Below are 10,974 nucleotides of genomic sequence, written 5' to 3'. Positions count from 1 at the left end.
CCTTGATTTTGAACGAAAGTCAACAAAAACTAGCAAAAATGTTCAATTTTTGATTTTGGGTGTCCCAGCGTCGAAGTCAGGAGGATAAGCCACATTGAGATTTTGGATATCAGGATAATTTTTTCTCAATAGAGAATGTTAACTGCTTTTTTCATCTATATAATACGATTTGAAAATCTAGGCCTTTCTCCCTATCATTAGACCGAAATGCAATCCATCCTATGAAAAAAATCAGTTTATCATCAATAATAGGCCTTCTTTTTATCTCTATTCTCATTTTTTCGGGATGTAAGAAAGGAAAGACTCTTGAACTCCGCAAAGACGCGCACATCACTTTGGTCGGGAACAATCTGGCCTCGCGCATGATGGAGTATGGCTGGTTTGAAAGCGAGATGCACCTGCGCTATCCGGACAGTACGCTTTTTATCCGCAACTTGGGAGATCCAGGAGATACTCCGGGTTTTCGTCCCCGCTCAGGTACGAATGATCCGTGGGCGTTCCCTGGTGCAGAAAATTTTCAAGAAGAATATGCTACACCGTCGGGAAGCATTGGTCATTTGGAAAAACCAGACCAGTGGCTTACTCGCCTAAAGGCTGACATCGTTGTCGGCTTTTTTGGATTTAATGAATCCTTCCAAGGCGAGCAAAGACTCCAAAACTATAAAGACGAACTGGAGGCCTGGATCCTCCATTCAAAAGCTCAGCAATACAATGGGAAATCCGCCCCACAACTTGCGCTTGTCTCTCCAATAAGCGTAGAAGACATCAGCGACATCATCGATGTCCCCAACGGGCAAGCGCAAAATGAAACCCTGGAACACTATACGGAGGCCATGCGTCAATTGGCTGTCAAACATGACCTCGTCTTTGTAGATGCCTTCTCTGCTAGCAAAAAGTGGTACTCTAGTTCCAGTGAACCACTTACGATCGACGGCACTCAACTAAATGAAGAGGGTAATAAAAGACTTGCAGTACTGCTTTCTGATGAGCTTTTCGAGAAAGAAGGGCGAGAGTCCTCAGCTAATCTCGAACTGGTTCATCAGGCTGTAATGGAGAAAAACTGGATGTGGATCAACGACTATAAAATTCCGAACGGAGTCCATGTGTTCGGTCGCCGCTATGATCCTTTTGGCCCGGACAATTACCCATTTGAGTTGGAAAAGATCCGACAAATGACCGCCATCCGCGACACTGCCATTTGGGAAGCCAATCAGGGTCGAGTCAAAGAACTTGCAATCGCAGATGCCCTAACCAATGTCCTGCCGGAGGTTGAGACAAATTTCAATCCTGAAAAAAACGGCAGCTTGGAATACAAATACGGTGAGGAAGCGCTCAAAACCATCAGAGTTCCGGAAGGTTACAAGCTGGAGCTTTTTGCTTCCGAGCAGGAGTTTCCTGACCTTGCAAATCCAGTCCAGCTATCCTTTGACAATAAAGGCAGGCTTTGGGTAGCCACCATGCCGAGCTACCCTCACTACAAGCCGGGAGACAATAGACCTCAGGACAAACTGATTATCCTCGAAGATACCAATGGAGATGGCAAGGCTGATAAGCAAACTACTTACGCAGACAATCTACACATTCCTGTCGGTTTTGAGATCGCTGCCGAGGGGGTCTACGTCTCCCAGGGGAATAATCTGGTGATCTTGATCGATGAAAACGGTGACGATAAAGCAGATCGCAAAGAAGTCCTGCTCAGTGGATTTGATGATCACGATACGCATCACGCAATTTCGGCATTTACGACTGACGAAAGCGGCGCCATCTACATGGCAGAGGGTGTCTTTTTACATACCAATGTAGAGACTTCCTATGGCCCGGTTCGCGGCACAAATGGCGGATTCTATCGATACGAACCCCTGCGACACAAGCTAGAACGGGTCAACCAGGTAAGTATTCCAAACCCTTGGGGAATTGCCTTTGACAACTACGGACAAAACTTCTACGCCGAGACCTCGGGCCCCAACGTCAACTGGATGCTTCCCGGTTCTACCTTACCCCGCTACGGCAATGCTAACTTTAAAGGGCCTAACCTGATCGAAAAAGACCACATGGTTCGACCTACTTCAGGACTGGAGTTCATTTCCAGCCGCCACTTCCCAGAAGATATTCAAGGTGATTTGATCATTAACAATACCATCGGATTTTTAGGTACCAAGCAGCACAAAGTCAACGAAGACACAGTAGGATTTACCACGCAGTGGAGACAGGATTTGATCACATCGACCGATCGAAACTTCAGACCAGTGGACATGGAGATTGCTCCTGATGGCTCGTTGTATATCGTTGATTGGCACAATATCCTGATCGGACACATGCAGCATAATGCCCGAGATCCGCTACGCGACCACGTACACGGCAGGATCTACCGATTGACCTACCCTTCAAGACCTCTTCTCACCCCCACCAAGATCGACGGAGCGGGTATCCTAGAATTGCTGGAAAATCTAAAACTGCCTGAGTACCGTACCCGCTACCGTACCCGGCGTGAACTCCGTGGAAGAGACAATGGCGAAGTGGCTGCTGCCACTGAAAACTGGGTTGCCGGCCTAGACAAAAATGATCCGAACTACGAACATAACAGACTAGAGGGCCTTTGGGTATCTTGGGGTGCTAACCGCGTCAACCAAGACCTACTTCGTCAATTGCTGAAGTCTGAAGACTACCGAGTTCGCGCCGCCTCAGTCCGTGTTGTAAGATACACCGGGCATCAGGTGAAAGATCAGGCTGAACTGCTGATGCAGGCTGCCAAAGACCCTAGTGGACGAGTAAGAATGGAAGTCATCGCAGCCGCATCTTGGCTGCCTAGAGAGCAGGGACTTCCTATCCTGGCTGAAGTCGAAAAACAGGCTCAAGACCACACTTGGCTACCAAGAACTCTGGAAACCGCAGTCGCTCACCTCAATGGACTGTCGGTAGCTGCCAAGAAAGAAGAAGACATCAAATCCTCACTGACCGGTTCGGATCGCGAGTTGTTCGTTCTCGGCAAGGAAGTGTACGGGCGGGAAGGCTTCTGTTCCACCTGTCACCAGCCCGATGGAGGCGGGCTCACCGCTTCGGGATTTCCTCCACTTCGCGGCACGCCATGGGTGACTGGAAGTCCAGAGCGGGTAATCAAGGCCGTTCTCAAGGGACTTTTGGGTCCAATCACCGTTGCGGGCAGAGACTATCCTGGCCAAGTTCCGATGACCCCGTTTGAGGGTATGCTCAATGACACGGAAGTAGCAGCTGTTTTGACGTATGTCAGAAACTCCTTTGGCAATCAGGCCTCACCGATTTCTCCCGACCTTGTGAAGCAAATCCGTGAAGAGACCAAAGACAAAGAAGGATTCTACAGTCCCGAGGAACTGCTGAAAGTCCATCCGCTGGAGAAGTAGGGATGTCGGAGGCCCAGTGTCGGATACCGATTTCAAATTCAGACTTGTTCGATATTTGAAAAATCACAAGGGCGGGAATGCTAAAACATTCCCGCTCTTTTTTTGTCCTGGAAGTCGACACTACCCGGAGCCCCACAGTAGGCCCAATGGGTGGTAAAGTTGCAAGGCGGTAAGATGGAAAAGAGGGATTCTTTGCTGACATCGAGCTCATAAATGCAATCACTTTAGCTTCGCAAAAAGCTCCCCGTCTGATTTCACCCGATAGCCCGTGACACTTCCCTTCCCATCTCTTTCAAAGAAAACCAGATCGCCGCTGGCATCGCTAAAAGTCTCCCCCTGCTCGTGGAAAACCGGATAGTTGACACCCTGCATTTTGGCATAGAGCGTGCGGTCATTCGAATTTAAGACCAGCTCAAACGGCACCCCACTGCTGTGGGAATAGGTGCCCACGTAGTCCCCCAGGTCCGGCCCAGCCACAGTAAAAAGGTAGGGACTATCGCCCGAAAGCACCAGCCCATCACCCGGTACCCAATTGTCGTATTCCATGTAAAACGCCGTTCGTCGCGCCGCATTGAGGCCCTGGAATTTAGCCACCAGATGCAAGGCACCATCAATCCCCGCAGAAATCCCCGCCGTGGTGATCACCTTACCATTGTCCACGAAGCGGGCATCCCGGAGCACTTCTATCCGTGGGTAATTTTCCTCCAAAGTGTTCAGCGCGTCGTGAAAGGTCGTCGCCGTCAACCCATCCAACACCCCTGCTTCTGCCAGCAAAAAAGCTCCTGTACATACCGAAAAGTGATAGTTCACCTCTTTTTGGTTTTGAATCCAGTCGATGACCGCCGAGTCCTGAGAAGCCCGAAGACCATTCCCTCCAAAAAACGCCAAGATATCAGCACTCGGTGCATCGGTTATCGAATAGTCAGGAATCACCTTCAAAATCCCTTGGGATGTGATGGGGTCCTTGGTTTTTGAAACCGTAAAAACCTCATACCCCGCATAGGAAAAGACTTCCATCGGCCCGGCAAAATCCAACACCTCCACTCCATCCTGAAGGTAGAAGGCGATTCTTTTAGCCTGGTTTTTTTTCACCAAAGTCATATTGCATTGAGGACAAATGCCCGGCTGCGCAAAAGTCTTCGAGTCGCAAGAATTGCCGCAGGGTGGGCAGACATAGACTTGACTACTGTCTTTATCCTGTGCAGAAAGAGAGGTCTGAATCATAATTGCGGTCATTATCCAAAAGAGAAGCCTTTTCATGTCTTGTTTTTTTCAAAACTAGACTCAAAAGCTCCCGGATAAAAGGACAAGCGTGCGCAGGATCAGGACAATTGATGGGGCAATAGTCCGCGGTGCTTCTTGAGCAAGCTGCGGAGCTGGTTGGCACTTCGCAGCCCACAACTCAGTGCGACCGACTCTATTTTTTCTCCCAAGACGACCAGTTGGACGGCCTTTTCCAGGCGGAGTTTTTCCCGATAGGCTCCTAGCGTAATGCCGGTCGTTTTCTTAAAAAGTCTGCTGAGATTGCGCGGACTCATGTGCACCCTTTCCGCCAGGTCATCTTGGGAAAGAGGCTCCTCGAGATGGTGGGAAAGTAGATCCTGCACCTCATGGACGCGGTTTTCGAGGTGGTTTCTAAACTGGAGAAAAACGCTGAGCTGCGGATCATCCTGACTGCGCCGGAGGTAGACCACCATCTCTTTGGCTACCTGAATGGTAAACAGTGGCCCAAAGACCTCTTCCAGCAGGTAGAGCGACAGGTCAATCCCAGAAGCCACTCCTGCGCTCGAGTAGACATTTTGGTCTTTGACAAAAAGCCGATCCTCACAGAGGAAAGACTGGGGAAAGGATTGCTTGAAAATCTGGGCGTACTTCCAGTGCGTCGCACAGGACTTACCCTCCAGGGCGCCGGATTGGGCAAGGAGAAAAGTGCCCGTACAGACCGAGCAAACCTTCGCTCCCTTTTCGGCTTGGACTTTTACCCAATCCAAAAATGCCTGAACCGTCCGGTAAAAACCCTCGCGGAGATAAATCTCAGACTCCAATCCCGGAATGATCAACCAGTCGCTCGGCCCGAGTTCAAAATCCCGGAAGTCCAGCAAGCTATTTAGTCCCAAACCCGGACTCGAACGCTCCTCCGAATTGCCATTGAGGGAAACAAAATAGATCTCAATCGCAGGGTTTAGCACCTGAGCTTCATAAAATGCATGGGCGGGCCCTGAGAGATCCAGCAAATGAACCTTAGGCGGAACTGCGAAAAATGCTCTGTATCGTCGGACGGTGGTCGCTTCCCTGGTCATCAATCTGCCTATTTACCATTTTTGGTCGTCCTAATTTTGATCAGAATCGGCAATTTGCCAAATCCATACTCTCAAAAAGACGCCAAGTGAGAGACGGTCGGAATGCTGATTTTGACAAAATTCAGTCGTTTGGCTTTGCCATTAACAGCTTTCTACACAACTTACCTCCCATGAAAAAATCCCATCTCTGCACCGCTTTTTTACTGATTGCCTCCTCAGTCCCTCGCTTTTCCCAAAGCCAAAACTTCCGCTTCGAAAAGCAGCTGATTGCCTTCGAAAGCAACGAATCAGTTGGAGCTATCGATGTGGACAAAGATGGTCATCCCGACTTGGTATCGGGCAGCTACTGGTACAAAGGGCCAGGATTCAGAGATCGCTTCCTGATTGGTCAAGTCAAGCGATACGGAGAATACTACGAGGATTTTTCAACGATCCCAATGGACGTAAACGGTGACGGAAACATGGATTTTGTGACCGGAGGATGGTTTGAAGGAAAACTTATCTGGAAAGAAAACCCAGGAAACAATGGCGAGTGGAAAGAACATCTGATCGCTGAAACGGGTAATATCGAAACCATTCGAGCCTGGGATCTCGACGGCGACGGCACCTTGGAGATTGTACCCAATACGCCACGGAAGTCGCTGGCTTTTTACAAATGGATCGCTCCCAACCAATTTGAGAAATATGAAGTGTTTGAGACGCAAGGTCATGGCATGGGCTTCGGGGATATTAACGGCGACGGATTTGGAGACCTGATCAGTTCGATGGGCTGGTACGAGGCTCCGGCAGATCTCAGAAATGGGGAATGGTCTTTTCATCCGATGGATGGGTTTAAGAATCTTAGCATTCCAGTCATTGTCACTGACTTGACGGGTGATGGTAAAAACGATCTGATCGTCGGTAATGGACACGATTATGGCCTGTACTGGATGGAACAGCTCGAAGACAACGGAAAGATCGAGTTTGAACGCCACGATATTGATCCCTATCACTCCCAATATCATACAATGGAGTGGATTGACTTAGACGGGGATGGTAAAAATGAACTCGTCACTGGCAAGCGTTATCGCGCCCATAATGGCAAAGATCCCGGAGGACTGGACGAAGTAGGTATGTATTATTTCAAATGGGATGGTAAGAATTTCGTCAAGAACGTGATCAGCTATGGGACTTTAGGTGTCGGCAAAGGCTCAGGACTTTACTTTTCAGTAACTGATCTTAACGCCGATGGAAAACTCGACATAGCCGTGGCAGGAAAGGACGGGCTTGCGGTTTTTTGGCAGAGGTGAGCAAAGGGCAACTTTGAATTTCGGACTATTAGTTAAAAGCAGATAACTGGTCCTTCGGGAAGTGTTTTTAGATTTCTATCTTCTTATTGAGAAACAGGGATAATGGGGGTTAAATTAATACTTGACTATAAGGAACTTGGTCATTAGCAGCCTTAAAATACTCGTCGAAACGTTCAACAATAACAAAACGCGGCATCGCTCTTCCCCGCCTCCCCGAGGACAAGCAGCCCGATTGACTAAGAAAATTTGTCTACTTGCGAAACTTTGAATATGCAGATTGATTTAGCTTAGAGGGTTGTTTGCACTTTTTGGATTTTTAGGTGTTTGATGTCAACCTTGAATGTGTTGAGATGCTTTTAACACTGGAAACTCACTTGTCGTAATATTGACTGATGAACCTCAAAAGCAGAAAAGGCAGTTAATTTGAGAGCCAAATACTATAGGCTGAGGTCGTTTTTATCGACCTGTTTCCAGATTCAATTAATCATGCTCCTCTTTTTTTGCGTTAAACGCAGATCTTCCCCGCGATTAATGCAATAGTTTCTCAGAAGACCACGTTTCAGGTACTGACTCCGGATATTCCTTTCTGAGGCTGATTCGTTGAGAAAATACTTTCAAAGGGTGGAATCGACGGATTTCCGAAGAAGTTGGTCTCGTGCAGAAGGACTATTTTTCGTCGGTTTCTTGCTTTCCTGATCTTGATGAAAAAGAGCTTTCTTCTGCGGCTATCGTTTTCTAAGGCGAAGTGCTTGGCTATTTCAGATTTCTGGATTTTCTCAGATCGGATTTCGCTCTTTAAGAAAAGTACCGATGATATCTAAACCACATTATGGCCAAATCAGAACGAGTTTCGTCGTGAAACAAAAAAAGATCTCTTGCGAAGATCTTTTTAAGGTATTATCTGTATCAAGCGTGGGAAGAACCGGAACTGACAGTTAGCGGTTTTCACCTAACAAAGGGAAGATAGCTTACTGGGCAATTCTTGAAATCAACGCTCACCTCAACTTTGCTTAATAGGCGTTGTCATTTTTAAAAATCAGACAATAGAATGTCCAGAAAATTATTTTTAGGTCAAATAAGAAACTCCAGTTTTTGATGTAAAACAGATCAAGTCTCAGTCGAGCATTCATATCGAAGGAGTCTCTAATTTCGCCCCGGTAGCCCTTAGCTTGGGCAAGTCCTGTGATTCCAGGCATTACCATATGTCTGCACATAAAATTCTCGATTTTCTGAGCAAACTCCTTATTCATGGGCACTGCGTGAGGTCTTGGGCCAACGATTGCCATTTCTCCCAACAACACATTTATCAATTGAGGCAATTCGTCCAAACTGCTTCTTCGAAGGAAGGATCCAACTTTAGTAACTCTCATGTCGTCTTTAGAAGCCTGTTTAAAGCGATCTTCCTGCTCAAATTTCATACTTCTAAATTTTAGGCAATAAAACGGCACATTATTTTGTCCATGCCTCAATTGCTTGTAAAAAACTGGCCCCTTCGAATCAATTTTTATGAGCAAGGCAATTATTGGGAATAGCCAACTGGCGATAACGACCAGAAAAATACTCACCATAATAAAATCAAATACTCTCTTGGCAGTTACTTGAGAACTGTCCAAAAGGTTGACCGAATACCTATTGAGGATGAAATCCTGTGAAAAGCTTTCAACGCTGCTAAGTTTTGAAATTGTGGTAGCCATGGGATAAACTGTTTTTTTAAAAAAAATCTTTTAAATGATGTTTGGGAGTTTTTGCGTCATTCCGGTGGTAAATCTAGGGAATATACCTTTAAATCTCTAATCAAGTTGCATTTATTTTTATTTGAAATGCATTTTTATTGATGAGCAAAATCTAGAGAATCTCAGAAAATGACAAATTTTACAACCTTAAATTTTATTCAAATCGCTGATAATAAGCTAATTATGTTTGTTTTTAGATGTTTTTTTTCTTTGCTTTTTTTTCTTTCTCAAGAAAAGGTTTTCAGCGTTTTGCCTAAAATCAGCGCTATCCACAAACAACTCGTCCGTTTTTTTTAACTCAATTAAGAGTCTAGGTAATGTCTTGGCATACCTGACAAAACTTCATTTGACCTCTAGTTTAAAATGTTCTCTTCTGAAAAGTGGACTGTCAGCGCTCAATCAAAATAGCTAAACCATAAACTGGGCTTACATTTAGTGGTTCTTAAACGAATGCGAAAGTCTGTGGAGTTTGTCGAAAGAATTTGGGTTGCTACCCAAACTGTCTGGGGAACATTAGACAGCCTATTTGAATTGAAAGGATGTTCTTTGCGTGGAATACGCTATTTTAAGAGTCAGTATTGGGTGTAGTACTGTTTTAGGAAGCAGTATGGCTGACTAAAGGGCTCGGAAATACCTCGACCTGCTTCGGAATGCGGAAAATATTGATTATTATGGAACGGAAATTCCTTCTTTGACCATTTGAAAAACGTTAGTCATTCAATCAGGATTGATTTTAGATGCCACTCTTCTTCCCCAAATACATTCTTTTCATTTTGGGTGGATAACAAATCGTTTTTTTTGATTTAGACTCTACACCAATCGCAAAAACCAAATACCTTTAAACTGAATATAGCCCTTGCATTGACTTTGTCCGCCAGACGCTTACCAAAGCGTCCGTTCTTTCAGCGGTGCACGGTTTTTTAGAAATTTTTTCATTTAATAATCTCAGTGTGAATTGACGAGTGTGATGAGAACAGTTCAAAGACTATCCGGAACTAAAATCTAAAAAGGCAGCCTATGAAATTCCCTAGTCTAGAGTGATAGTGAATCCTTCGCCGCCGTTTATGGCAGCAAAGTGATGGAGGGCTGCACTTAACTAAATAGCCATGAGCGCAATTAAAATTTGACTAGAAAAATATTTTACATGCAAATTCTTGCTTTTCAAATATGTTTTTCAGTACTTTGGCTCATTCAATAAGAATTCGAAAACGTAAAATTTTAGCTGATTTAATACTAAAACAACAAAATTCACTTGAAATAATGGTAAAAATTGCATTGATCGGGGCAGGAAAGATGGGATTATCTCATCTTTCGATTTTAGGAGCACATCCTGATGTCAAAATTGCAGGAGTTTGCGACACGTCAAAAATCGTTGTTGGCGTACTTGAGAGATATAGCGGGTATAAATGTTATTCTGACTACCTAAAAATGGTAGACGAAACTAAACCTGACGCCGTATTTGTCTCGGTACCCACGAAATACCACTATTCGATGGTGAAGGAACTTTTGAAGAGGAATATAAACGTGTTTACTGAAAAACCCTTTTGCCTTAATCCTGAAGAAAGTAGCGAACTTGTTGCGTTGGCCAAAAAAGCAGGCGTGGTAAACCAAGTTGGGTACCACAATAAATTCGTCGGCACTTTTAAGGAAGTTAAAAGATTGGTTGCAAGCTCTGCTATCGGCGAAATCACGCATTTCGAGGGCGAAGCCTACGGTCCTGTAGTCATTAAGAAAAAGAGTGAAACTTGGAGATCGGATCCAAATGAAGGCGGTGGCTGCCTAATGGATTATGCATCCCATGTGATTGACTTAATTAACGACATCATCTCTCCAATAGAGTCTTGCAAAAGCTCGATCCTGAAATCAATCTATTCAAAAAACGTGGATGACTCTGTTTATGCCTTAGTGGGCACAAAATCAGGAGCATCCGGAGTTATTTCTGTAAATTGGAGCGATGAAACCTATCGAAAAATGTCAACATCGGTGACTATCATCGGCACTGAAGGTAAAATTGAATCTGATGCGAACGAATTGAAAGTATACTTCAAGAGCGACACACTCCCAGAAGGCTACTCAAAAGGCTGGAACGTGAAATATGTAACTGACCTGACGGATGAAGTAGACTTTTATCTAAGGGGCGAGGAATACTCAGCCCAAATAGACTACTTCATAAAAGCTGTGAAGCGTGAAAAAGAAAATAACATTAATACCTTTGACAGTGCTTGGAAGACAGATACGTCGATTTCATTAATCAAGAACCAATCAAGAATCTAAT

At 45.2% G+C, this 10,974-nt stretch carries 6 protein-coding genes; 3 read left to right on the top strand and 3 right to left on the bottom strand.

Annotation, left to right across the window (positions count from 1 at the left end; all coding sequences use genetic code 11):
- Positions 1–221: 221 nt before the first annotated feature.
- On the top strand, positions 222–3,377 hold the full coding sequence (locus ABD031_RS13865; protein ID WP_343852466.1) for a PVC-type heme-binding CxxCH protein: 3,156 nt from the start codon (positions 222–224) through the stop codon (positions 3,375–3,377).
- A 219-nt stretch (positions 3,378–3,596) separates the two neighbouring features.
- Here the strand turns inward: ABD031_RS13865 and ABD031_RS13860 are convergent, their stop codons facing one another.
- Together ABD031_RS13860 and ABD031_RS13855 are read right to left on the bottom strand one after the other, a co-directional pair.
- Complete coding sequence (locus ABD031_RS13860) at positions 3,597–4,637, bottom strand: DJ-1/PfpI family protein (protein WP_343852464.1); 1,041 nt, start codon at positions 4,635–4,637, stop codon at positions 3,597–3,599.
- Between the two features lie 62 nt (positions 4,638–4,699).
- The gene (locus ABD031_RS13855) at positions 4,700–5,677 is read right to left on the bottom strand and encodes a GlxA family transcriptional regulator (protein WP_343852462.1); all 978 of its coding nucleotides are present in this window, start codon (positions 5,675–5,677) and stop codon (positions 4,700–4,702) included.
- 170 nt (positions 5,678–5,847) lie between these two features.
- Between ABD031_RS13855 and ABD031_RS13850 the strand changes: the two genes are divergently transcribed.
- The gene (locus ABD031_RS13850) at positions 5,848–6,966 is read left to right on the top strand and encodes an FG-GAP repeat domain-containing protein (RefSeq protein WP_343852460.1); all 1,119 of its coding nucleotides are present in this window, start codon (positions 5,848–5,850) and stop codon (positions 6,964–6,966) included.
- Between the two features lie 1,010 nt (positions 6,967–7,976).
- Here ABD031_RS13850 and ABD031_RS13845 read toward each other — a convergent pair.
- Complete coding sequence (locus ABD031_RS13845) at positions 7,977–8,660, bottom strand: sugar transferase (RefSeq protein ID WP_343852458.1); 684 nt, start codon at positions 8,658–8,660, stop codon at positions 7,977–7,979.
- Positions 8,661–9,959: 1,299 nt separating this feature from the next.
- Between ABD031_RS13845 and ABD031_RS13840 the strand changes: the two genes are divergently transcribed.
- The gene (locus ABD031_RS13840) at positions 9,960–10,973 is read left to right on the top strand and encodes a Gfo/Idh/MocA family protein (RefSeq protein WP_343852456.1); all 1,014 of its coding nucleotides are present in this window, start codon (positions 9,960–9,962) and stop codon (positions 10,971–10,973) included.
- Position 10,974: the final 1 nt, after the last annotated feature.

The sequence above is a fragment of the Algoriphagus jejuensis genome (assembly GCF_039523455.1).
GTDB lineage: Bacteria > Bacteroidota > Bacteroidia > Cytophagales > Cyclobacteriaceae > Algoriphagus > Algoriphagus jejuensis.
This window is presented reverse-complemented; position numbering and strand designations above follow the sequence as displayed.

What these genes read in the sequence shown, in the direction of transcription:
- ABD031_RS13855 (WP_343852462.1), bottom strand. Translation starts at nt 5,677, where the DNA reads ATGACCAGGGAAGCGACCACCGTCCGACGATACAGAGCATTTTTCGCA.
- ABD031_RS13850 (WP_343852460.1), top strand. Translation starts at nt 5,848, where the DNA reads ATGAAAAAATCCCATCTCTGCACCGCTTTTTTACTGATTGCCTCCTCA.
- ABD031_RS13840 (WP_343852456.1), top strand. Translation starts at nt 9,960, where the DNA reads ATGGTAAAAATTGCATTGATCGGGGCAGGAAAGATGGGATTATCTCAT.
- ABD031_RS13845 (WP_343852458.1), bottom strand. Translation starts at nt 8,660, where the DNA reads ATGGCTACCACAATTTCAAAACTTAGCAGCGTTGAAAGCTTTTCACAG.
- ABD031_RS13865 (WP_343852466.1), top strand. Translation starts at nt 222, where the DNA reads ATGAAAAAAATCAGTTTATCATCAATAATAGGCCTTCTTTTTATCTCT.
- ABD031_RS13860 (WP_343852464.1), bottom strand. Translation starts at nt 4,637, where the DNA reads ATGAAAAGGCTTCTCTTTTGGATAATGACCGCAATTATGATTCAGACC.